This window comes from Streptomyces cinnamoneus, from assembly GCF_014650495.1.
GTDB classification, from domain to species: Bacteria; Actinomycetota; Actinomycetes; order Streptomycetales; family Streptomycetaceae; genus Streptomyces; species Streptomyces cinnamoneus.
Window position 1 is genome coordinate 164,509 of sequence record NZ_BMVB01000005.1, and the last position, 23,085, is coordinate 187,593.

Below are 23,085 nucleotides of genomic sequence, written 5' to 3' on the forward strand. Positions count from 1 at the left end.
AGCAGCGAAGCCGTCGCGGGCACCCCTCGTCGGCGTCGGCCGGAGGCCGGTGGTTCCGGGGGCACGTCATGGTCCGCGCTGCACCGGTCCGGGGCTGGGCCCCGGAAATCCGCGCAGCAACGTGCCAGCGACGTGTCAGCGATGTGCCAGAGTGGAGGTACGGCGCGACGGCGCGGGTGAGGACGCGGGAGAGGTTTTCCTGTCATGCCGGCACAGCCTGATCGCCTCGCCACTGCACGTCCCATGGTCCTGCACGGGCGGAGCGAGGACTACACGGACCTGTTCGGGCAGGCTCCGGTGGTCTTCGCTGCGCTGAGCGGCCCGGAACATGTACTGGAGGCGGCGAGTCCGGCGTTTTTCGACGCCTTCACGGACGGCCGCACGACCACCGGCATGCCGGTCGGGGAGCTGGTTCCGGAACTGGCCCGGCAGGGTGTCCTCGCTCGGCTCGACGAGGTGTACCGCACCGGCACTGTGTACCGGAACCGAGGCGGGCACTTCGTGCTGGGTGGGCGAAGGGCCCGGCGAGAGGAGTTCTTCGACATCACCTACGAGCCCCGCCGGGATGCGGCCGGCCGGGTCAACGGGGTGACGGTGATCGCGGTGGAGACCACGGCGTACCACCACGCGCAGCTCCTGGCCGCCGAGCAGCGCGTCCTGCTGGAGCAGATCGCTCGTGACGCCCCGCTGAGCGAGATCCTGACCGGCATGGCGAGGGCGATCGAGGAGCTCTCTCCGGACATGATCGTCTCGGTGCTGCTCCTCGATCCCGACGGCCGTCACCTGCGCCACGGCACCGCCCCACGCCTGCCCGACTTCTACAACGACGCGATCGACGGGATCGCCATCGGCGACGGAGTCGGCTCGTGCGGCACGGCCGCCCACCGGCAGGCACCGGTGATCGTCAGCGACATCGCCACCGACCCCCTGTGGGAGGGCTACCGCGACCTGGCACAGCGGGCCGGGGTCGCGGCGTGCTGGTCCACTCCGATCCGCGGCTCGGACGGCCGGCTGCTGGGCACCTTTGCGATCTACCATCGCACTCCCAGGGCGCCCGACGACCGGGACCTGGCGCTCAGTGCAGCCTTCACCCGCATCGCCGCCCTGGCGATCGAGCGCCACCGCGCGGTGGAGGCGGGCCACGCCGCCCAGGAGCGTGAGAAGGCGGCCCGTGAGGACTTGGCCTTCGTCCTGGAGGCCAGTACCGCCATCGCGCGCCAGCCCCACTACGTCGACTGCCTGGAGCGCATGGCTCGGCTGACCGTGCCGGCCTTGGCGCCACTGTGCGCCGTCCACGTGGTCGAGCGCGACCAGATCCAGCGGATCGCCGTCGCCGCCGCCACCCGCGCCGAGGAGGGCCTCCTCGCCTCGCCCGGACTGAGCAGCGAGATCGACGAGGTGGTCGCCCGTGTGCTGGCCTCCGGCACCACCGAAACCGGTCAGGTCGGCTCCTGTCCGGGCGGCCTGTCCGCACATCTCGGTGTCAGCGGTTACGTGTGCGTGCCACTGGCCACCCACGGCCGCGCCTTCGGCGTACTGACCCTTCTGACCACCGACCGGCCCCTGGACGGCCACGCCGTCGCCCTGGCCGAGGAGCTCGCCCGCCGGACCGCTTCCAGCGCCGACAATGCCCGCCAGTTCACCGACCGGGCCAGACTCGCCCGCGACCTGCAGGCCGGCCTGCTGCCTCCCGAATTGCCCGAGGTCCCCGGCGCCACGCTGGCGGCCTCCTACCACCCTGCCGGCGAAGGACTCGACGTCGGTGGCGATTTCTATGACGTCTTCCCGCTTCCCGACGACCGCTGGGCGCTCATGATCGGCGACGTATGCGGACGCGGCGCCCGCGCCGCCACCACCACCGGCATGGTCCGCCACAGCGCACGCGCCGCCGCCCGTCTCCTCAACGACCCCGCGACCGTGGTCACCGTCATCAACGCCGCTCTGACGGATCCGGCGGTCGACGAGGAACGCTTCGTCTCGCTCGTCTACGGCGAACTGCGGCACGTCGCATCCCACCTGGCGTTGACCCTGATTCGAGCCGGTCATGTACCCCCACTCGTGCGCCGGGCCGACGGCACGGTCGAAGAAGTCGCCCAACCGGGTCTGCTCCTGGGCATCGGCCCCGACCCCGACTCGTCCCCGTGCGACGTCGACCTGTACCCGGCCGACAGCCTGATCCTGGTCACCGACGGCATCACCGAGGCCCGTTCCACCAGCGGCGAACTCTTCGGGGAGGATCGCCTGGCCGACGCCCTCGGCGCACTCCGGACCTCGTCCCCCACCGCCGGCGTGCTCCTCGAGTCGATCTCCACCGCGGTCGCCGCCTTCGCGGCTGATGCCACGCACGACGACCAAGCGGTGCTGGTCCTGACCGCCACCTGACCACGGCCTCCACAACCGACGCGGGGGTCGGCTCGGGCCGCCTCGTCATCCACGCCCACAACACGACCGTCGCCAGCCACGAATCACTCACCCTGCGCGCCCTCTTCGGCCACGGCGCCGAAGGCCGCGACATCAAGTCGATCATCACGGCCCACGAAATACCGATCAGCGACTGTTGTGGCACGGCACAGCCACAGCCTCCACGACACGGGCCGGAAACACGCCATCGACGGGCGCTACCTCACGTGGGTGGCTCCCGGCGTCCTTGCTGCCGGCGTACAGTTCGACGCCTTCGCCGCCCGGCAGACCAGCAGCCCTCTTCCCACGTGGACCATCTGGGGCGGCCACGCGGTCCACCAGCCGAGCCGGACCCTCCATCTGCCCACAACGCACCGCGTATCGAGCCTGCCGCGGCAGGCTCGCTGGATCTCCCGCAGCCGGATTACCGCCGCTGAATGGGACGCTTCGCCCCGGCCGGCAACCACGTCATCGACCGCACCGTGGGCTTGCTGCCGCATCGCATCACCCACGCTGGGCCGGATCGGATGCATGGCCAGATACCGTCCCACGTGACACGTTGGCCGGATTTAAAGCCGTGATGTTGCCGGGGAGTTAACACAGAGACATGATCACTGCTCGTATCCACCTGATCACTCATCCAGGAGCCGAGAAGTGATACGCCGAACCGCTCCCCGCGCCCTCACCACCGTCGCCGTGACCGGGACCCCCGCCCTGCCCCTCACCCAGAGAGCCCAGGCAGCCACCCGGACACGACCGCCCCGGCCACCGGTGAGTTCAGCTTCTTCCTCGACACGGACATCGCCGTGCGCACGGTCGACCATCCCGGCCAGGTCCGCCTGGTCGACACCGAGTTCATGCGCTCCCACCCGCGCGTCGAGGTCCGCTACGGCGACCCCGACCACCCGGACCGGGCCCGCGTCGCCGCATCGGCGACGACCCTGATGTAGCGAGCCACCGGCCCCGCCCCACCCGGGCGGCCGGCGCCGCCGGGCGCGCGACCGAGTCGCGCCCAGCCCGCCCGGCGGCCACCACGGTGATGACCGGCGACGACCGCGCCGCCACCGCCATCTCCCGCATTCACTGCATCCCCTTCCGCCTCGCGGCGGCAGCCCTCCTTGCCGCCGGCGCAGCGACGCAGGACGGCGCGGCCAAGGCCCTGAGCGGCAGCTCGTCGCAAACCCCTCCATCGCGTCGTGCTCTCACATGCCCTCGTTTCACGAGGCTTCACCACAAGGGAGTTATTGATTTCCATGCACAAACGTCGGAGACTTCTCGCCTTCGCCACTGTGGGTGCGGTCATATGCACCGCAGGATTCACACCTTCGGTCAGCCAGGCCGCCAGCAGTGGCGATGGGGAAGAGAAGGGGTCCTACGCCGAAACGCACGGCCTGACGGCGGATGACGTCGAGAGCATCAACGCACTGAACGAAAGAGCTCTGACTCTGGGCCAACCTGGCAAGCCTCCGAAGGAATTACCTCCGAGCGCCAGCGCGCCCTCCCGGGCCCCCTCCGATGACCGGGAAACTCCTCCCGCCGAGCCGCTCGACAGGATGCCTGAGGCGTACCGGGCCTACGGAGGCAGGGCCACTACGGTCGTCAACAACTACATACGCAAGTGGCAGCAGGTCTACAGTCACCGCGACGGAAAGAAACAGCAAATGACCGAAGAGCAGCGAGAAAAGCTGTCCTACGGTTGCGTTGGCGTCACCTGGGTCAACTCGGGCCCCTACCCGACGAACAGATTGGCGTTCGCGTCCTTCGACGAGAACAAGTACAAGAACGACCTGAAGAACACCAGCCCCCGACCCGATGAAACGCGGGCGGAGTTCGAGGGTCGCATCGCCAAGGGCAGTTTCGACGAGGGGAAGGGTTTCAAGCGGGCGCGTGATGTGGCGTCCGTCATGAACAAGGCCCTGGAAAATGCCCACGACGAGGGGACTTACATCAACAACCTCAAGACGGAGCTCACGAACAACAATGACGCTCTGCTCCGCGAGGACAGCCGCTCGAACTTCTACTCGGCGCTGAGGAACACACCGTCCTTCAAGGAAAGGGACGGCGGCAACTACGACCCGTCCAAGATGAAGGCGGTGATCTACTCGAAGCACTTCTGGAGCGGGCAGGACCAGCGGGGCTCCTCCGACAAGAGGAAGTACGGCGACCCGGAAGCCTTCCGCCCCGACCAGGGTACCGGCCTGGTCGACATGTCGAAGGACAGAAGCATTCCGCGCAGTCCGGCCAAGCCCGGCGAAGGTTGGGTCAATTTCGACTACGGTTGGTTCGGGGCTCAAACAGAAGCGGATGCCGACAAAACCACATGGACCCACGGCGACCACTACCACGCGCCCAATAGCGACCTGGGCCCCATGCACGTACACGAGAGCAAGTTCCGGAAGTGGTCTGCCGGGTACGCGGACTTCGACCGCGGAGCCTACGTGATCACGTTCATACCCAAGAGCTGGAACACCGCCCCCGCCAAGGTGGAGCAAGGCTGGCCGTGACAGGCTGGTACTACGACCTCTGCTGATTTCTGCCCGGTCAGTCCACGCCTCTCGACGCGAACCGTCGGCGGGGCGACAACCTGGACGACGGGTTCGGGGGTGCCGAGATGATGCTGGACGCCAGCCCGGGTGCGAGCGGTCATTTCGGGGGCGCGGTGGTGCGGCGGTTCAACCGCACCCCCGCGCCCGGAATCGGCGGCGCTGGGAGATCGCCTCGTCGAAGCCGGTTGGGCCGACCGCCCGCGCTACCGCGGCGCCGGCGGTTGGCCCATTGGTCCTTGCGCTGCTCCTCTGCGATCTACACGAACTGCCGACGGTGACAGGATGTCAGCAGCGACTCGCGTCGGCGGGCACCTGAAGCCAGGCTCACGATGCGGATGCCCCGGAGCGGTCATGCACGTCCAGCCAAGGCCCCGCTCGGACAGCTCAGGGCGCCAGGCAACTGTTCGTCGGGCTTGGGGCGCTGGATGTGGCCTGCGGGGCGCTCACGGTGGGTGAGTGCGATGCCGCCCTGGCAGGGGCGGTGCTGCTGACGCTCTCCCCCAGCAGTCAGCCTCATGTCCCTATCCGCCGCCTTCACATGGACCGCTGGCACTGCCCCCGGCACGCCGTCATGTGAAGGATGAGTCGGCACCCGCTTCCGCGGGCGGCAATGGCTCCGGCTCCTCCCTTGCGCCGAACTCGACAATGAGGCTTCCCGACTGTTTGATCCCGGTGAGCATGACGTTTCCGCTCGGGCGGGTGCCGAGTTGGTGCAGTGGATCCGGGACGAGGCGCAGGACGGGATCGGAGTCCGCTGCGAGTCCGGACACCACGACGAGGAAGAACTCGGCTCCCGAGGCTGCCCGTTCGCATTCCCTGGCAGTGAGGGTCACCGTGTCCTGTTCGGGTCCATAGGTCGTCTTCAGCTCGTAGAACCGATCGAGCCCGTCCACGGCGTCGGCGCCTACGCCATGCCGGTGCCGCAGATCGCGCAGCCACTCCGGTTCCTGCTCCGTGCCCAGGACCTTGCGCAGGAGGTCCAGAGCCACACTCTCCTGGCGGTCGATGTTGGGTGCAGGAGGAACCGGGCGCGGGGTGGGCACGGCTGGTGCGGGTGTGGGCAGGGTGAGGCGGGTCCTGGCGGGTGTCTCTCTGCCGGCCCCGGATACTCCGCCATCGGACGGCGGCGTCTGGGGGGTCCGGCGGATGCCGGTGATGCGGAGAGCTGCCGGATCAACAAACTCTCTCGGTTCCGGAAAGGGGATCGCCGGGGCGGGGCGGACCGTGACCGGCGGCAGGGGTGCCGACGCGGTCGGCCGGACGCCTTCCTTGTTCTGGGCCGCCTTGACTTCGGCCTCCAGCGCGGCAAGGCGTTGGGCACGCTTGGCCTCCGTCGCCGCCTGGTCCTGTGCGACCCGCTCCTCGGCCAGTTCGAGCCGCACCGCCTCTCGGCCGCGCTCCGCCTCGTCGTAGGCTGCCGCCCAGGAATGGGCGACCTGGCGCCGGTCCTCGGCGAAACACGTCGCGATGGCCCGGCCCGCCTCTGACGGCCGCCTCAGCAGCTCGCGGTCGACCGTCCACAGCGTGCGGGAGTCCCGGTCGAGGGCGGTACGCACGGGCCCCCGAGCCGACTCCCCGCCAGGGAGGGTGACCAGGCACTCCAACGACGAGGTGATCCGCACCTCCACCGCGGCCAGGTCCTCCCAGGGGCAGTCGAGCGATCCCGCGACGGCGACGGCGTTGCGCTGGAGGTCCTCACGGAGCAAATCCAGGGCATGACGCACCAGGTTGGTCGCCTCCTTGTCGACGGGCGCGTCCTCCGCCGGGCGGAACGTGATGTCCGTCGCTCCCAGCTCGGTCACCCGCAGGGGTCCGAGGAGTGCCCTGAACTGTTCGAGTTCCGCGCCCGGCAGCCACACCGGGATCCGTGAGCCCAGCGCCTCGGCCGACGTCGCGTCGGCCACGTAGACCGGACGCTTGCTGGTCCACCCCCGGCTCGTGCGCAACGGCAGTCTCCCCACCAGGGAGGCGGTCACCTTCTCGGGCCGTTCGCCGGCTGTTCTGGCGAGCATCTGCAAGGTCTCAAGCATCACGGTCTCGGCTTCGGCGTCGGCCGGCGCCCGCACGTCCCGCTCCTCCCTCGCCTCACGGGCCACCTCCCTGACAACCCGTACCGCGTCCTCGACACTGGCCTCCGGGACTTTGAGGGTCTCCCAGAGGACGTCACTGCCCTTGAACGACGGCGCGAAGGCGGCCCACCGGCCGAAAACCGGGAGGCCGCGGAAGCAGTCGCCCGGTCGGCGCCAGCCCAGGGTCGTGAGAACCAGTCCGCGGCCGTGCCCGAAGGCACCCACGACACCAGCGGTCACCTGTGCTGCGTCCTTGCCCCGGTGGGCGGCCAGTCGATCGGCGAGCGCCCGGTAGAGGAGCTGCGCCGATGGATGGTCAAAGGCGCCGGCCTCCCGGTCGCGCAGTCGGCCCAGTGCCTCCAGGAGGTCGGCCACGCCCGGCTCGCCGGTGACGCCCAGAGCGACCAGAGCCTCTCCTCGCCTGCCCACCGCCTGCTGGAGGTCGGGGTGCAGGAAGCCGGCACTGTCCGCACCGTAGACGGCGACGGTACCGGTCGTACGCTCGCGCAGCAGGCAGGGAGCGGCCGGTTCGCCGTCCTGGTTGTCAAGCCACGCCGCGGTCTTCAGCTGCCACAGCCAGAAGCCGTCCGTCTCTCCGCGGGGGTTCCACGTGTGGTAGTCAGAGACGGCGCGGACCTTGTGGTGCTCGGACAAGGCGCCCCAGGAGCGTCCCAGCACCCGCAGCAGTGCGGCGGCCCGCCGGCGTCGTACCGTCCCGTCCTGCTCCGCGGCGATGTCATGGACGACGGCCATCAGGTCAGGGCTGTCGCAGTCCTCCAAGGTATAGGTCGCCGACCGGTTCTGGAGATCCTTCCGGCGCTCCGCCGGGCCGCCCTGGATCCGGGCCGGCAGACCCTCGTTCGGGTAGGAGGCGGTGAAACGGTGCTCGACTCCGGGGTGCGGCCTGAGCCGAGGTCCCTTCTCGGCACCGAGCAGGTGGAAGAATGCCCGGGCGCCCAGGCCAGTCCCCGCCCCGGGCAGGACCTGGGCATAGCGGGGGCGCAGCCAGGTCAGGCCGCTGGCCGCGCCTGAGGCGGTCTCGAAGCTGTCCTCCCGGTCCACACTGTCCAGCCTGGCCGGCAGGTAGGCGTTCGCGGGACAGACCTGTACGTCCTCCCAGCGGCTCCCCGCCCCGGACCGGCGGCCCTGCAGCAGGACGGCGCGACCCACCTCCTTGCCCAGCCGACTGCGCTCCTTGACGGGGACGCGCAGGAATCCGTCGCGCAGCGCCACCAGTTGAGCATCGTCGAGGGCCAGAGGCGCGATGTCCCTTCGGCTGCCACGTGCGGCGAGCTGACGGATGGCGGGCACCGGATCCGCGCCTGTGATGAAGACCTGTTGGTCCCTCAGCCACGCACGGACCCGGGCCGCTTCCCCGGTCTCGGCGACGAAGGCCGGGTGCAGGACGCGGCTGAGCCCGAGCACCTTCGAGAGCCCCTGCGCCTTGTCGGTGAAGACCTCCACGGCTCCGGGCAGGGGTACGCGGTGCCGGGCCCCGGAAATGTCCACCAGCCAGGTGTGCCGTCGAAGCCTCAGCGTCTCGTCCTCGACGATGGCGACGGAAGCGAGTGCGGCCGTCGCCTCCGGGCTCCGGGAGGCATCGCCGAGGAGCGCGTCCACAGCCATCGCGACGGTGACGGTCTTGGGTGAGGCACCGTCGTGTCCGGCCCAGTCGTCGAGGACGTCCCGCCACCGCCCGTCCGCATCCCGCGCTGCCTGAGGCAATGCGGCCGTACGCCCGGCCACCTGCGCGATCTCCGTCTCCGACAGGGCGTGCGGAAGCGCTTCGTCGCCGACAGCGAGGTCGGCAAGTCCAAGGTCGCCGTGGAGCGGCGTCCGCAGGCGCAGCTCGTACGACACCCTCGCGCGGGCCAGGGCGAGGAACCGCTGCTCCAGGACGCGTACGGGCCCCTTCGGCGACCGGACGTCGTGCGGCAGCGGCAGGCACTGCCAGGCCGCGGTCGGGTTCAGGCGAAGCTGTCGCACCACGGCGGCGGCCCAGAGGTCGGCCAGCAGGGGAAGCAGCGCCTGGTTCCACGGGGTGTCGTTGAGGTGCTGACGGCTGGGGTTCGGATCGAACTGGGCGCCGACCCGGAGCGGAAGCCCCAGTTCGGTCACGGGCAGTCCGACGTGCACCTGTCCGGCACCCTGGTCGCCCGCGCCCTCGTGCAGCGGGATCGCGACGGCAAGGCCGGTCGATTCGGCCGCAGCCTTGCGGATCCGTGGCACGTCGGGCGGACTCGGTACGGTGGCGCGGCTGACCTGCCAGGACATGCCGCCGGAAGACCATGCTGTGCGCACGTCGACCACGGTGTCCCGGTCGCCGACGACCGTTTCGTAGGCGTCCGGTTCGGCCCAGTCCAGTGCCAGCCGGGTGCGTACGTCACCGCTCTCCTGCTGGTGCACGACCGTGCGCACGTGGTCGAGAAAGAGCAGCGCCGCGTCACTCCACTCGGCGAGCCAGTTGTCCACGTCCTGCCCCCGCACTTTGGCCGGCGTGGCGAGCGGGATGCGCAGGATCGTCCAGCCGTCCTCCGCGAACCGGGCGGGAACCGGGATGGGGTCGGCGAGAGTCACGTCGGGGTCCCCGATCCTGACGCGGTAGAAGCCGCAGAAGATCTCCAGGACAGGGGACAGGCGACGCAGGGTCATGAGTCCGATGCCGAACCTGCCCGTGGCATCGGGGTCGTCGGCCTTGCTCGTCAGCGATGGCATGGCGAGCGCCATGACGTCGGTCAGCCGTACCGGACGGCCGTTGTGCGCCACCAGCAGTTCCGTGTCGCGGACGAGAATCCTGACCTGGGATGCGCCGAGATCGTCGGCGTTCTGCACCATCTCGGACAGCCCCTGCAGCGGGTCGGTCGAGAGGTCTCCGCCGTTGTCGCGCTGCTGGCGCAACCCGTACCGCATCTGTCCGGGCAGCTCCCTGAACAGCTGCCCGAGCCGCTGGACGGCTGCGCACGTTGCTTCGGGCCCGACCGGTTCGGGCACCTCCGTACCGCCTGCCAGCCCCTCCCGTTCCATGAGCTCTTCCGCCACCCGGATCGCCCGCTCCACGTCAGCCGCCGTCGACCCGCCGTGCTCAGCGGTCATCCCCCGCCCCCCTTGCCGTGATCCCCCGGTCAGCGATCGTAGATCCTCAAGGGACGGGAGGGGGCGGGAACGGCGTCGGCGTGAAGCCCTCGTTTCCCGCATCCGGCTGCGCCGTTGTGCATGGCCGGAGCCGCCGGGGCGCGGTTCCAGCGCATCCGGGACCAGGGCAGGGCCAGTCGGCTCTGGTCGGGCACCTCTCGCGGGGCGAGGTCCGCGATCGGGGTGGCCTCGCGGTGGCGGGCGTAGACGGTGTCGACGTAGCGGTGGCCGGTGTCGGCGGCGATGAAGAGGACCGTTCGTTCGGGGGTGCGGTCGCGTTCGTGGCGGGCGGCGAGGTAGCCGGCGCCGGTCGACAGGCCCGCGAAGACCGCATGTCGCCGCAGGAGGTCGATGCTTCCGGCCAGTGCGGCGTCGAAGGAGATCCAGTGCAGGGTGTCGTACAGGTCGTGCGAGACGTTGCCGAAGGGGATGGAGCTGCCGATCCCGGCGATGATGATCTCCGGGTCGGAGACGTGCTCGGCGCCGAAGGTGACGCTGCCGTAGGGCTGGACGCCGACCAGTTCGACGTCTGCCGGTCCCTCCGTAGCCGCGCGCAGGTAACGGGCCAGGGCTCCGGTCGAGGCCCCTGATCCGACGCCGCCGACGACGGTCAGCCCGTCCGTGCCGGTCGCCTCGCGGATCCGGTCGGCGATCGCGCGGTAGCCGAGGTAGTGGATGTCGTCGTGGTACTGCCGCATCCAGTGGTACTCGGGGTGTTCGGCGAGGATCTCGTGGATCCGCTCGACGCGCCGCTTCTGGTCGAGCTTGAGGTCGCTGCACGGTTCCATCTGTTCCAGCGTCGCCCCGAGTACGGCGAGCTGGGTGCGCAGCGTGTGGTCCACCGTCGTCGAGCCGACGATGTGGCAGCGCATGCCGTGCCGGTGGCAGGCCAGGGCGAGGGCGTACGCGTAGATGCCGCTGGAGCTGTCCAGCAGGGTGTCCCCGCGGCGTACCGTCCCGGTGTCCAGCAGGTGACGTACCGCGGCGAGGGCGGAGACCACCTTCATCGTCTCAAAGCGCAGGCAGACGAGCCGGTCGTCGAGGCGTATCAGGTCCGGGCGGCCCATCGACTCCGCGATGTGCTGGTCCATCCAGGATCTCCTTGGTGGTGGTGAACGTGGTGAAGGTCCGGGTGGCGGGGATGCCGTGGGCGTCCAGGGCGCGCAGGCAGCTGCGGACGCGGTGTCGCAGGCCCGGCGCGGCCGGGTCGAACAGCACTCCGGCCACCGCGCCGCTGTGCGCGATCTGGACACCCGCCGCCCCGACCCGGCGGGCGATGCCGGTCAGGGCGTCGAACTCCGGGTGGCCGAGTACTTGTTGGCCGCGCCGCGCGCTGGCGGTGGCGACCTGGCCGAGCAGGCGTACGTCGCCGGTCGCCACCGCCCGGCGCAGCCGCGTGCGCATGCGCTCCCAGGCCCGTATGTCACTGTCGCCGGGCTCGCGTACGGGCAAGGACAGGGTGTCCACGGGCGCGCCCCCGCCGAGGGCGCAGCCCACCACGACCAGCGGCGGCAGGGCCGGGCCGAGGACCTCCAGGACCCGGCCCTCCCGCTGGGCGAACAGCACCGGTCGGCCGTCCAGCATCAGCGGGTCGCAGGCCGACTCCGCGCGCACGGCCAGCCGGGCGACCGCGTCGGGGGCCGGCCGCAGCCCGTACGAGTCCGCGACCGCGCGCACGGCGGCGATCACGTCGCTGGTGGAGCTGCCCATGCCCAGGCCCACCGGTACGTCACCGGTGAGCCGCAACTCCCCGCCGCAGGGCGGCCGGCCGGCTCGCTCCGCGTACTCCGCCACCGCGAGGGCCGCGGCTCGCGCGGCCTTCGTACGGTCGGCGGGTACGACGGTGAGCGCCTCGGGTGCTGTGCCGGGCCGGCGGACGAACTCGGCGCTGCTGCCCGGCCCGGCCATCGGCAGGGTGACCAGGCCCGCGCACCGGCGCCCTTCGTCGTCGACGAAGACGCCCTGGAGGATCTCGCCGTGGTGACAGGGGGCGTACCCGGTGCCGGTGACCTCCCCACCGGCACCGGCACCGGCACCGGCACCGGGCACGGTCATGCGGGCGGTGGGGATCACGCGCCGCCCACCGTCCGGTAGCGGTACAGACCCGTCTCCTCGGCGCTGAACTGGGAGAAGGGGAACGGTTCCGCGGACAGGGCGGTGACGCCCGAGCCGAGGAAGGCGCGGGCGACGGCGCTGCCGGTCTGCGCGTAGACGATCAGCGGGATGCCCCGGGAGCGGCAGCGCTCCAGGATGGTGTCGAACGAGCCGTTGCTGAGGGTCATCCCGGTGGCGACGACGGCCTCGGCACGGTCCAGTACCTCGTGCATGTCGTCGGTGACGGGGTCGCCCCACTGGGTGGTCTTGAGGTTGAGGTCGCAGGGCAGCGGCCGGCCGCCGCGCTCGCGTATCGCCGCGATCAACGGGTTGACGACGCCGATGAGGCCGACCTTCGCGCCCTCCTCGATGTCCAGCAGGCCGGCGACGGCCGCGTCGCGGGCCTTCGCACGGACCTCCGGGGTACCGGCGGGCAGGGTGACGGGCTCCGCGTCGCCCGCCTCGGCCGCCACGCGGTGGGGACGGGTCTCGGAGAGGTAGGCGTCGAGGGCCGCGATCCGCAGCGGACGCGGGGCCTCGCGCAGCAGGACGTCGAGCGGGGTGCCGGATGAGTCGCGGCAGATCGACGGGTCGATCTCGCCGGCCTCGAAGGCACAGCCGCCGAAGGAGCCGCCGAGGCGGACCAGGACGTACTGATTGAGGTAGGTGGTGTCGCCGCCGGCCAGGCGGGTGCCGTGGTGGATCCAGAACACGCTGGTCGCGACGAGTTCGGAGGGGAGCGGGCCGTGTTCGCCCGCGAGGACGGCCTCGACGAGGGCGTCGACGGTCGGCACGGTGGAAGGGGCGGGGGACGTCCGGTTCATGGGGTTCCTGTTCACAGAGAGGGTTGGGGCGTGGCGGCCGCGTCGAGCGGTCCGCGGTACGTGACCACCGGGCGCCCCAGGGCATCGGTGGTGAGTTCGGCGTCCACCTCGAAGACCTCGGCGAGCCGCTCGGCCGTCAGGACCGCGGCGGGGGTGCCGGAGGCGACCAGGCGGCCGTGGTGCAGGAGCAGCAGCCGGTCGCAGTACCGGGCGGCGAGCGACAGGTCGTGCAGCGCGACCAGGACCGTCTGCTCGGTACCGGTCAGCAACTGCATCAGTTCCAGCTGGTGTTTGACGTCGAGGTGGTTGGTGGGCTCGTCGAGCAGGAGCCCGTACGGCTGCTGGGCCAGCGCGCGGGCGATGTGGGCGCGCTGTCGTTCGCCGCCCGACAGGGCCTTCCAGGAGCGGTCGGCGAGCGCGGTGAGTCCGACGCGCTCCAGCGCGGCGGCGACCACCGCCCGGTCGGTGGTGTCCGGTCCGCGCCAGCGGTCCCGGAACGGGGTCCGTCCCAGCCCGACGACGTCGGCGACCCGCAGATCGCTGTCCGCGCCCGAGTCCTGTTCGACGAAGGCGACATGGCGGGCGATCCGGCGCGCACTCCAGTCCCGTACGCACTCGCCGTCGTAGCGGACCGTGCCCGCGTCGGGGGCCCGCAGGCCGGCCAGGCAGCGCAGCAGCGAGGACTTGCCCGAGCCGTTGGGGCCGAGCAGCCCGACCGTCTCGCCGGGGGCGATGTCCGCGCTGACCTCGCGGACGACCGGAGTGCCCGCCACCGACCAGCTCAGCTCTTCGACGGTGATCCTCACAGTTCGCCTCTCTTGCGCAGGACGAGGAGGAAGAGCGGCACGCCGAGCAGCGCGGTGATCACGCCCACGGGCACCTCGCGGGGTGCGAAGGCGATCCGCGCCAGCGCGTCCGTCCACACCAGGAACACCGCGCCCGCAAGCGCCGCGTACGGCAGCAGCACCCGGTGCAGCGGCCCGACGAGGAACCGCACACCGTGGGGGACGATCAGCCCGACGAAACCGATGGCGCCGACGGTGGCCACCGCCACCGCGGTCAGCGTGGCCGTGACCACGAGCAGCAGCATCCGCGTGCGCCGCACGCCGATCCCGAGGGACGCGGCGGTGTCGGTGCCGAACGCGAGTCCGTCGAGGGCGTTCGAGCAGAGCCACGCGGCCACCAGCCCCAGCGGGGTGACGATCGCGCAGACCACGACGGTGTTCCAGCGCGCCGGCGCCATCGAGCCCAGCAGCCAGTGGGTGACGGCCCGCGTGGTGTCCGCGTCCGCCGAGGCCATCAGGACGAGCGAGGTCAGCGCGGTGAAGAGCTGGCCGACGACCACGCCGGTGAGGACGATACGGACCGAGTCCAGGCCGGTGCGCCGCAGCAGCAACAGCAGCAGCCCGAAGGAGAGCAGCGCGCCGGCGAGCGCGCCGCCGGTGATCCCGAGGGCGCTCGCGCCCACGCCGAGGACGATCACGGCGACGGCTCCCGTGGACGCGCCCGAGGAGACGCCGAGCAGGTAGGGGTCGGCGAGCGCGTTGCGGGTGACCGCCTGGAGGACCGTGCCGCACACGGCGAGCGAGGCGCCGACGAGGGCGGCCATCAGCACGCGCGGCAGCCGCAGGTCCCAGATGAGGGAGTCCACCAGCGGGGGCAACGGCTCGTCTCCCAGGCCGAGATGGGTGCCGAGGACGCGGGCGAGGTCGGTCCAGCCCACGTCGGCGGTGCCGATGCGCACGGCCGACGCCACCGAGCCCGCCAGGGCGAGCGCGGCGAGGAGGAAGAGGACCGCCCGGGTCGCGGCGGACCGGCCGGACCGCGGGGTGGCGACGGAGCCCTCCGTCACCACCCGCCCGCGAGCCGCCGGAAGCAGGAGGTCCTCCGACCCCGCCCGGGCTACCGGGTCAGCGGACATACCCGAGGTCCTTCATCCCCTTGGCCAGCAGTCCCAGGGCGTGCACCGAGCGCACGGACGGGTCCAGCTCGATGCCCGGCACCTCAAGGACCTTGTTGTCACGGACCGCCGCGAGCTGGGAGACCACCGGGTGCCCGGATATCGCGGCGCGCTTCTCGGCGGCGCTGTCGCCCGGCCGTCCGCGCTCGGACAGGTCGCCGATCACGATGAAGTCGGGGTCGCGCTTGGCGACTTCCTCCCAGGAGACCTCCGGCCAGTCCTCGTTCACGTCGTCGAAGGCGTTCTTCGCGCCGACGATCCGGCTCATCTCGCTGGGCAGGCCGCTCTTGCCCGCCACGTACGGCATGCCGTTGAAGACGGAGTAGAGGTAGACCACGGTGGGCCGGTCGTCGCCCCGGGGAACCCTGGAGGCGTTCTCCCCGGCCTTGGCGACCGCCGCGCGCTGGTCGGCGGCGAGTTTGCGGGCCCGCTCCTCGGTGCCGAAGACCTTGCCCAGGTTCTCGTAGTCGGAGAAGAGCAGCTCGAAGGGGGTCTTGCCGGCCGGATTCTGCTGCGGGCAGTCGACGGCGCTGACGAAGGTGGGGACCTTGAGGGAGGCCAGCTCCTCGCGGGTGCCGGCGCGGTCCTTGGTGTAGAGGTCCGTGGAGCCTGCGACGACGAAGTCGGGGGTGGCGGCGCGCAGCTGCTCGGCGGTGGCGATCTTCGGGGCGATGACCGGGACCTTGGCGTACGCGGCCCCGTACTGCGCGGGGATCTTCGTCTTGAGGTTGGCCGTTCCCGCCATCCGGTCCTGGAGCCCGAGTTCGAGCAGGGTCTCGGTCGAGGTCTGGTCCAGGGCGACGGCCCGCTTCGGGGGCCCCGCGACGGACACCTGGCGGCCGCAGCTGGTGACGGAGACTGCCTTGGCGGAGGCCCGGGAACCGGGCTCGGCGTCCGCTCTGGAGCCGTCGCCGGCTGCCGTGGAGCAGCCCGCGGTGGCGAGGGCGATGGTCAGGGCGATGCCGAGGCGGGCTGGGTGGCGCATGGGTTCTCCGGTCTGGGAGGGGAGGGAGGGGAGCGAGAGGAGGGCGTGGGTGTTGTCGTGCACCGGGCAGGAGTGCCGCGTTCGAAGGGTACTGTAATGGTATTCATTTTCATTAACGAATCCGGGTGCGGTTCGCCGAGCCGCCGCCCCCACCCCCGAGGAGCAGCCACACCGTGCCGACCACACCCGCGCCGACAGCGGCCAAGACCGATACCCCTCCCCCGCGTTCGGTCCTCCGCGACACCGCGTTCCTGCGCCTGTGGGCGGGCACCACCGCCTCCGGCCTCGCGACCTGGGCCCTGCCCTTCGTCCTCGGACTCGCCGTCCTTCACCACGACCTCGGCGCCGCCGGCCTCGGCCTGGTCCTCGCCGCACGCACCGCCGGCTTCCTCGTCGCCGTCGTCGTCGGCGGCGTGCTGGCCGACCGTCACTCCCGTCGCGCGGTCGTCCTCTGGTCGGCCCTCGCGGCCGCGGTCGCCGCACCCCTCCTCGCCGCCGGCCTCGGCCGCTCGCTCGTGCTGATGACGGCCGCCGCCGCCCTCGCGGGCGCCGGCCAGGGCGCCTGCCGCCCGGCGTTCCAGGCGCTCACCGCCGAGACCGTCGCCCCGGAGAGCCGTCAACAGGCCAACGCCGCCATGACCATGGCCGTACGGAGCGCCACGCTCACCGGACCCGCCCTGACCGCGCTGCTCGCGGCCTTCCTCGACGTCTCGACGCTCCTGCTCGGCATCGGCCTGCTCTGGCTGGTCGCCGCGCTCGTCCCGGGCAAGGGGGGCGCTGCAGTGAACCTCGCCGCCGAGCCCGCCCCACGCGCCGGCTTCCGCGCCGAGTTCCACGAGGGGATACGCGAGGCGCGACGCCACCCCTGGTTCCTCGCCGGGCTCGCCGCCCTCGTCGCCGTCGTCGCCCTCGGCTACTCCGCCACGAGCGTCGCCCTGCCCCTGATCAGCCGGGACCGCTACGACACCCAGTGGGTGCTGGCCGCGGCCATGACCGCGTACACCGTGGGCGCGCTCGGCGGGGCCCTGGTCATCGCCCGCTGGCGGCCGCGCTCCCAGGGCTGGACCGCCTTCGCCGGCCTGGCCGCGTACGGCGTCGCGCCGCTGAGCCTGATGCTGCCCGTGCACCCGGTCGTGGTCGTCGCCGCGTACGCCGTCGCCGGGATCGGCATCGAGCTGTTCAACGTGCCCTGGTTCACGGCCACCCAGCGCGAGGTCGCCCCGGAGAAGCTGGCCCGCGTCTCCTCGCTGGACTTCCTGGTGTCCTACGGCCTGGCGCCCGTCGGCCTGGCCCTGATCGCCCCGGCCATCGACGCGTTCGGGGTCACGCCCGTCCTCGCGGTGTGCGCCGCCGCCTGCTTCCTCGTACCGGCCGCGGCGGCGCTGGTGCCCACCGCCCGCCACTTCGCACGTACGGCCCCGACGACGACGGGCTGACGCGGGGCGGTCACGGCCCCCCCGACGGGGCACGCGAGGGCCCCGGCCGGTCTTCCCGCACCGGCCGGGGCCCTCGCCGGGGGGGCGGCGTCGGCGCGGCGTACGTGGCCGGTGGCCCTCTCCGAGGCCGAACGGTCCTTTCTCCCCTCGTCGATCCGCCGATGCCGTGGGCTCCGCAGGATCCGCACGGTGTGCGAACACACCGACACTCGGGAAGGGGCTGTCCCCCTCCCCACCTCCCCCACGCTCGTCACGCTCCTGTCTGCTGCCCCAAGGGCGAAGCCGTCGAGCTCGCCCAACAGGGCGGGGGGGCGGGGGTCGGGCAGCGCCGCGCCTCACCGCGTCCGGCGCCAGGCGTCCGGCGTGCGGCATGCCGCGTCATGCACCGGATTTTCACCCGGATCCCGTCGCGGCGCGCGTCCCGCGCACTACCTTTGAGACACGGACTTCGGCCATCGGGGGTTGGCATGACGCAGGGGGCGGGGGACGGGCAGCCGGGTGCAGGGGGAGCTCCCGTACCCATACCCCCGGGGCCCTCGGGGCCGTCGGGGGAAGAGCCGCACCGGATACGCAACGGGGTCATCGCCGCTGCGGTGATCGGAGCGCTCGGCGCCGTCACCGCGGCGCTCATCGGGTTCTTCAAGCCGGATCCGACGCCTACGTCTGGCCCGCAACCGCCGCCGACCGCGGAGCCGTCGTCCACGCGGTCGCGGTCCGACGAGTCCTCGTCCGACAGCACGACGTCCGGGGACCCGACCGCGAGCAAGCGCCCCTCGACGTCCGCGAAGGAACGGTGGCGCGGCCCCGTCACGCTGCCCCTGTCGCTCAACGTGCCGTCACAGGAGGGAATAGAACTCGACACCGCGAAGCCCGTACGCGCCGGCGTCGACGACGACCTGCGAGGCGACTACCAGACCTCACCCAAGATCGTGGTCCTCAGCGGCCACGCCGCCGAGATCCCCGGGGACGCGGACGGCCTGACCCGCTCCGCGTGCGAGAAGCGACTCACGTCCAGCGTCCCCAAGGGGCCTGTCTGGATCGACGCGCTCCGGGGGAACGGGATGGGCGGCACGTATTGCTTCAACACCACCGAGGGGCGGGTCGCGGCGTTCTCGATCGTCTCCGCGGATCCCATGCCCCTGCCACAGTCGATCACGCTCAAGGTGGTTCTCTGGGGGTGACCTGGAGCGGCGAGGGTGCTCCCCTCACACCGGGAGACATGCCTTCACCCCGCCCTGGCCGCCGCGGTTGAAGGCGCTGATCCGCTGTTCCGCATTGCCGTGGTCCTGGGAACTGGTCCACGGCGTCGCGTCGGCGAGCCCGGTGAGGGCGGCCGACAGTTCCTCGGTGTCACCCGGCTCGAATCGCAGATTGTCGGAGCCGAAGAGGGTCGCCCCCGCCAGACAGTCCGCCTGGAGTTCCTGAGCCACGGCTTTCAGTCCCAGGACCCGGTTCTGAACGGCGTGTCCCCATTCGTGGGCGATGACCAGATAGACCCAGGAGTCCCCCTGGGCATATCCGTCGCGCATCAGCTTGCCGTCCCAGGCGAGGAAATCCCCTGCCGGGCAGTAGAAGGCATTGTCGGGAGGCGCCGGTTCACCTCCGCACGCCGGAGCACCCGGGCTGCCCGGCGTGTAGGTGCCGGCGACCCGTGGTGGTGTGTAGGCGCCGGTGAAGTAAGCGTTCCAGTTCTTCTGCCAGAAGTCGTTCACGACGTTCACGGCGTCCTTGGCCTCTGACATCCACGCCGTGTCGGAGTCCGGGGCGGCGGACCGCGCACCGCGTTTGCCGACGGCGGCGGCGACCGACTTGTCAGCCGCGGCAGCGTCCGAGCAGCCGGTCAGGGCGAGGGGCAGGCATATCGTCACGGCCATCAGCCAGTTGCGGTATTGGGCCACGGCTTCCTCCAACCCCCGAACGCCGCGCCCCGACAGGCGGACTGCCGTGCATCGCCTTGCCCATACCTCGGCAATTCCGGCCCGACCGCCATGAGACGAAGACACCTTCACGATAGCCTTCGGCCGTCCCGCCGTCGTATACGAAGAAATGCGCAGCCGGAAGCCCGGAAGGCCCGTCACCGCCCTCACAACCCACGCCCAGGGCGTACGCGGCAATGTCCTGTACTGCGCCGTCCACGACCGTGAGCCCGGTCGGAACGACGGTCCCCGCCGCTGATGACGAGCTGGGGCTGACCATCCACGCAGCGGAGGCTGAGTATGCCCATGCTCTCGGGCCTGACCTCGGTGGAAGGGATGAGTCCCGGATCGGTCGCTTCGGCCTCGGGTGCGGTCCCGGGCATGTGTGCTCCTCACTTGCCCTCACGCTAGCGACCGGGTCGGAGACTTGTCGTGCTGAGCATCACGGACAACGACACCCGCCGGAACGACTGAGAACCGACCATGGCCCCATCGGACACCCCTGGCCGAGGCCGACGCGACCTTGGATCTGCGGGCCCCGGTGGCGCTGCGCCGGCAGGATCTCGTCAAAGCGACCGAGTCCGGAACTGGGCAGAACCTGCGATGCGCTGGTGTAGCGCAATATCCGGGTCTGCCAGGCATGGTGGCCGCTCACCGATGCGGCCACGACCTGAATCCCGCGCGCGATCAGCAGCTACCTGGCGCTTGCCGGACGTGAGAAGACCCCGTCATACCCGAGGTCACCGAAGCAGCCCACGCAGATTTCGCCGCCCTGGCGGTCGGCGAAATCTACCCTGCCCGATCTGCATCCACTGGATTGACTGGGTGTCCTGCTACGCGGGCGCGTCCGCATGTGTTTCGGCGGCCGGGTCCGTCGCGATCTCGACCTGGGGTCTGCTGAGGCCGCCCTGCCAGCGGAAGGCGGAGGGGAGTTCGAGGCCGAAGTGGTCGAGGATGCGGGCCACGAGGTGCATGACGATGTCGTCGATGGTCTCGGGGTGGTGGTAGAAGGCCGGCATCGGAGGAAGGATCAAGGCTCCCATACGGGCCAGGGCCAGCATGTTCTCCAGGTGGATCTCGTTCAACGGCGCCTCACGGGGCACAAGGACGAGCTTCCTCCGCTCCTTGAGCGTGACATCGGCCGCTCGTACGACGAGATCCTCGGCGTACCCCGCCCGGATCGCGGCCAGCGTCTTCATGCTGCACGGAGCGATGATCATCCCGTCGGTCGGATACGACCCGCTGGATATCGCGGCCGCCTGGTCCCCGGGCCCATGAACATGGTCGACCGTCTCGCGCAGATCCTGCACCGTGTACTCGGTCTCGTATTCCACCAGCGCACGCCCCCACCGGGTGAGCACGAGATGGGTCTCCACCTCCAGGGCCCGCAACGCCTGCAGGGTGCGCACGCCGATGATGGCCCCCGACGCGCCGGTCATGCCGACGACGATGTTCACGGCCGCACCTTTCCGCCGTCGATCACGGCGGCCGCGGGGGAAGCGGTGTGCGGCGGCCGGTCGCCGAGCGACCAGGCGATGCCGTGCAGGAGTCCGTGCCGGCTGACGACCATCGTCTCCTTGCCGGTGTGCTTCATCGTGGCGCGCACCACCAGCGCGCTCGCGACGATCACATCCACCATGCCCGGATGCATGCCGGGGATCCGGGACCGCTGCGCTGCCGTGGTCCCCAGCAGATCGGTCACCACTCGGTCCACCTCGTGGTAGGTCAGGTATCGGGGGTGGTGTCCGGGCGAGGAGGCCGACCCTGCCCAGGCGATCGCCGCCACGGTGGTGACCGCTTCGGAGACCCCGATCAGGGTCGCGTCCTGCCACCCCGGCAACGCGTCCAACGCCTCGTCGAGCTCGGCCTCGATGGCCCGCTCGGCCGCGGCGACCTCCTGCGATGTCGGCGGATCCGTGAGCAGATGGTGTTCCGCGATACGCACGCACCCGAGGTCGGCGGAGACGGCATGCTCGGCGTCCGCGGATCCGAGGGCGAACTGGGTCGATCCACCGCCGATGTCGGCCATCAGGTACGGGGCCTTGACCCCGCCGGTCAGAGCGCGGGTGACTCCCGCAAAGGCCAGGTGAGCCTCCTGTCGGCCGGACAGCACCTCGCTCGTCAGGCCCAGCGTGTCGCGCACCAGGGTCAGGAACTCCTCGCCGTCGACGGCGCCGCGCGAGACCCAGGTGGCGCACATCCGCACGCGCTCGACATCGAACGCGGTGATCAGCGCCGCGTAGTCGTCCAGGACCGCTCTCGCTCGGTCGACGGCCTCCCGCGCCAGTCTCCCGGTGCGACCGACGTCCTGCCCCAGGCGGATGATGTCGAATCGTTCCACCACCTCGACCATCCGGGCGGCCGGGCCGCGCTCCGCCGAGGGCAGATCGGCCACGATGAGCCGGATCGAGTTGGTGCCGCAGTCGATCGCCGCCACCCTGGTACATGCGCGGTCGGACGGCGGAGGCCGACGGCGCGATGCGCCGCCGTCGCCTATTCGGTCCTGTGCTGCAAGAGCCGGGACACCGACCGGCCCGCCGCCGGTACGAGGCCGCCGGGAGCGGGGCGCCAAGGCGGCCGGGTCGACGTAGTGGATGTCGATTTTGGTCATCCAGTCGTCCTCCGGCAGGGAACCGATGACGTAGATCTTCTTCCCGGTGCCCGCGGCGTAGCCGAGTTCCCAGGCGCAATCACGGCCGATCGGCGGCCGGCAGATGACGCAATCGGCTTCGTCAATGGCTCGTTGACAGGCCAAGGCGCCGTCGGGGAATCCGAACGAACCGGCCTTGTCCTTGGGTAGCCACAGGGGTAACCCGAGGATGTCTGCGAGGCGTTCGGCCTCACGGGGGTCGGTCTCCTCGTTCTTGCACTTGGCGCAGTAGTAGGCATGCGGCATACGAATCACTCCTCCAGCCGGGGCGTTCATGAGGGCGCTCCTACGGCGGTGTCTCCGATGGTGGCCTCTGTCCGAGAGGCTTGGTGGTCGCCCGACGTGATCCCTGACGCGTGTCCGGTCGGATATCCCGGACCGAGGACAGCAAGTGCGGCAAGGCGGTAAGGCGGTAAGGCGGTAAAGCGGTAAGGGCCGGCGGCGACGAAATGGCGGCGGGTGGGGTCGAGCTCGGCGCTGGGGAACACGGAAGGCGTGCGTTAGCTCGGGCAACCAGTAGCGCACTGGTCCCTACCCAGCGGTCACCCCGCCTCAACAGCCTGCATGGCGCCCCCGGTACATTCCGGCCACACGCGCCCAGGACTCCGGCGAAGGAAGGGCTCCGATGAGACCGCCTGTGCTGACCGCACGCTGAATGGCGCGGTGGCTTCCGCTCCGTTTCCAGGCCCGCCACTTCGAACCGTGCATGCAGTTCTCCCGCACACGGCTTTCCGGCATCGCTCACCGACTGGCATACGCCGTCGCCCGGTGCACGTTTCCGGTGAGGCGGCAGACCCCGAGCCGGGTGATCCACCCGTAGGTGGACCGGGTGGTCCAGTTCCGGCCCCGCCGTCTGTGCTTCCGGCTGGCGAAGATTGCCAGCCGTTCGTGGACATAGCCGTCCACCGCATCGAACTCCCGCCCAGAGTTTCCGTTGCGGAAGTACGCTGCCCAGCCCCGCAACACGGGGTTGAGGTCGGCAACCACGGCGGGCACAGGCCGTTCGGTCTTCGAGTGGGCGGTCGCCGCGCGGACCTTGTCCCTCAACACGCGCATCGCTCTGGCCGAGGGCC

At 71.0% G+C, this 23,085-nt stretch carries 17 protein-coding genes; 6 read left to right on the top strand and 11 right to left on the bottom strand.

Annotated features, from left to right (window positions below; translation table 11 throughout):
* Positions 1-204 precede the first annotated feature (204 nt).
* From IE182_RS09640 to IE182_RS32725, 4 genes are all read left to right on the top strand, one after another.
* A complete protein-coding gene (locus IE182_RS09640; RefSeq protein ID WP_190109280.1) occupies positions 205-2,382 on the top strand; it encodes a SpoIIE family protein phosphatase in 2,178 nt (725 codons plus the stop codon).
* A gap of 824 nt (positions 2,383-3,206) precedes the next feature.
* Positions 3,207-3,350, top strand: coding sequence for a hypothetical protein (locus tag IE182_RS09645; protein WP_190109281.1), 144 nt, complete (start codon positions 3,207-3,209; stop codon positions 3,348-3,350).
* Positions 3,351-3,653: 303 nt separating this feature from the next.
* Positions 3,654-4,904, top strand: a complete 1,251-nt coding sequence (locus IE182_RS09650) for a protein-glutamine gamma-glutamyltransferase (RefSeq protein WP_190109451.1) — start codon at positions 3,654-3,656, stop codon at positions 4,902-4,904.
* 463 nt (positions 4,905-5,367) lie between these two features.
* Positions 5,368-5,523 carry a hypothetical protein gene (locus IE182_RS32725; protein WP_373303536.1) on the top strand — a complete coding sequence of 52 codons (156 nt, stop codon included), beginning with the start codon at positions 5,368-5,370 and terminating at the stop codon, positions 5,521-5,523.
* Here the strand turns inward: IE182_RS32725 and IE182_RS09660 are convergent.
* From IE182_RS09660 to IE182_RS09690, 7 genes are read right to left on the bottom strand one after another with little or no spacing between them, the layout of a single operon-like run.
* Entirely contained in the window at positions 5,516-10,108 is a 4,593-nt protein-coding gene (locus tag IE182_RS09660) for a sacsin N-terminal ATP-binding-like domain-containing protein (protein ID WP_190109283.1), read from the bottom strand. The genes IE182_RS32725 and IE182_RS09660 overlap by 8 nt on opposite strands.
* Before the next feature lie 29 nt (positions 10,109-10,137).
* Entirely contained in the window at positions 10,138-11,238 is a 1,101-nt protein-coding gene (locus tag IE182_RS09665) for a pyridoxal-phosphate dependent enzyme (protein WP_190109284.1), read from the bottom strand.
* Positions 11,159-12,220 (bottom strand): GHMP family kinase ATP-binding protein, encoded by a 1,062-nt coding sequence (locus IE182_RS09670; protein WP_229844687.1) that lies wholly within the window; start codon positions 12,218-12,220, stop codon positions 11,159-11,161. Before IE182_RS09670 ends, IE182_RS09665 begins: the two co-directional genes overlap by 80 nt.
* On the bottom strand, positions 12,217-13,065 hold the full coding sequence (locus tag IE182_RS09675; RefSeq protein ID WP_190109285.1) for a Rossmann-like domain-containing protein: 849 nt from the start codon (positions 13,063-13,065) through the stop codon (positions 12,217-12,219). Before IE182_RS09675 ends, IE182_RS09670 begins: the two co-directional genes overlap by 4 nt.
* A gap of 11 nt (positions 13,066-13,076) precedes the next feature.
* Positions 13,077-13,871 carry an ABC transporter ATP-binding protein gene (locus IE182_RS09680; RefSeq protein WP_190109286.1) on the bottom strand — a complete coding sequence of 265 codons (795 nt, stop codon included), beginning with the start codon at positions 13,869-13,871 and terminating at the stop codon, positions 13,077-13,079.
* Complete coding sequence (locus IE182_RS09685) at positions 13,868-14,986, bottom strand: FecCD family ABC transporter permease (protein WP_229844688.1); 1,119 nt, start codon at positions 14,984-14,986, stop codon at positions 13,868-13,870. Before IE182_RS09685 ends, IE182_RS09680 begins: the two co-directional genes overlap by 4 nt.
* Complete coding sequence (locus IE182_RS09690; protein ID WP_190109287.1) at positions 14,976-16,010, bottom strand: ABC transporter substrate-binding protein; 1,035 nt, start codon at positions 16,008-16,010, stop codon at positions 14,976-14,978. The genes IE182_RS09685 and IE182_RS09690 overlap by 11 nt, the downstream gene beginning before the upstream one ends.
* 173 nt (positions 16,011-16,183) lie before the next feature.
* Here IE182_RS09690 and IE182_RS09695 point away from each other — a divergent pair, with 173 nt between their 5' ends.
* Positions 16,184-17,446 carry an MFS transporter gene (locus IE182_RS09695; RefSeq protein WP_190109288.1) on the top strand — a complete coding sequence of 421 codons (1,263 nt, stop codon included), beginning with the start codon at positions 16,184-16,186 and terminating at the stop codon, positions 17,444-17,446.
* A 593-nt stretch (positions 17,447-18,039) separates the two neighbouring features.
* Positions 18,040-18,627, top strand: coding sequence for a hypothetical protein (locus tag IE182_RS09700; RefSeq protein ID WP_190109289.1), 588 nt, complete (start codon positions 18,040-18,042; stop codon positions 18,625-18,627).
* A gap of 24 nt (positions 18,628-18,651) precedes the next feature.
* Here IE182_RS09700 and IE182_RS09705 read toward each other — a convergent pair whose 3' ends face one another.
* The 4 genes from IE182_RS09705 to IE182_RS32730 form a co-directional block, all read right to left on the bottom strand.
* Complete coding sequence (locus tag IE182_RS09705; RefSeq protein WP_190109290.1) at positions 18,652-19,344, bottom strand: neutral zinc metallopeptidase; 693 nt, start codon at positions 19,342-19,344, stop codon at positions 18,652-18,654.
* Between the two features lie 851 nt (positions 19,345-20,195).
* Complete coding sequence (locus IE182_RS09710; protein WP_190109291.1) at positions 20,196-20,819, bottom strand: UbiX family flavin prenyltransferase; 624 nt, start codon at positions 20,817-20,819, stop codon at positions 20,196-20,198.
* Entirely contained in the window at positions 20,816-22,258 is a 1,443-nt protein-coding gene (locus tag IE182_RS09715; RefSeq protein ID WP_229844689.1) for a Ppx/GppA phosphatase family protein, read from the bottom strand. Before IE182_RS09715 ends, IE182_RS09710 begins: the two co-directional genes overlap by 4 nt.
* Positions 22,259-22,753: 495 nt before the next feature.
* Complete coding sequence (locus tag IE182_RS32730; protein ID WP_190109292.1) at positions 22,754-23,068, bottom strand: group II intron maturase-specific domain-containing protein; 315 nt, start codon at positions 23,066-23,068, stop codon at positions 22,754-22,756.
* Positions 23,069-23,085 lie beyond the last annotated feature (17 nt).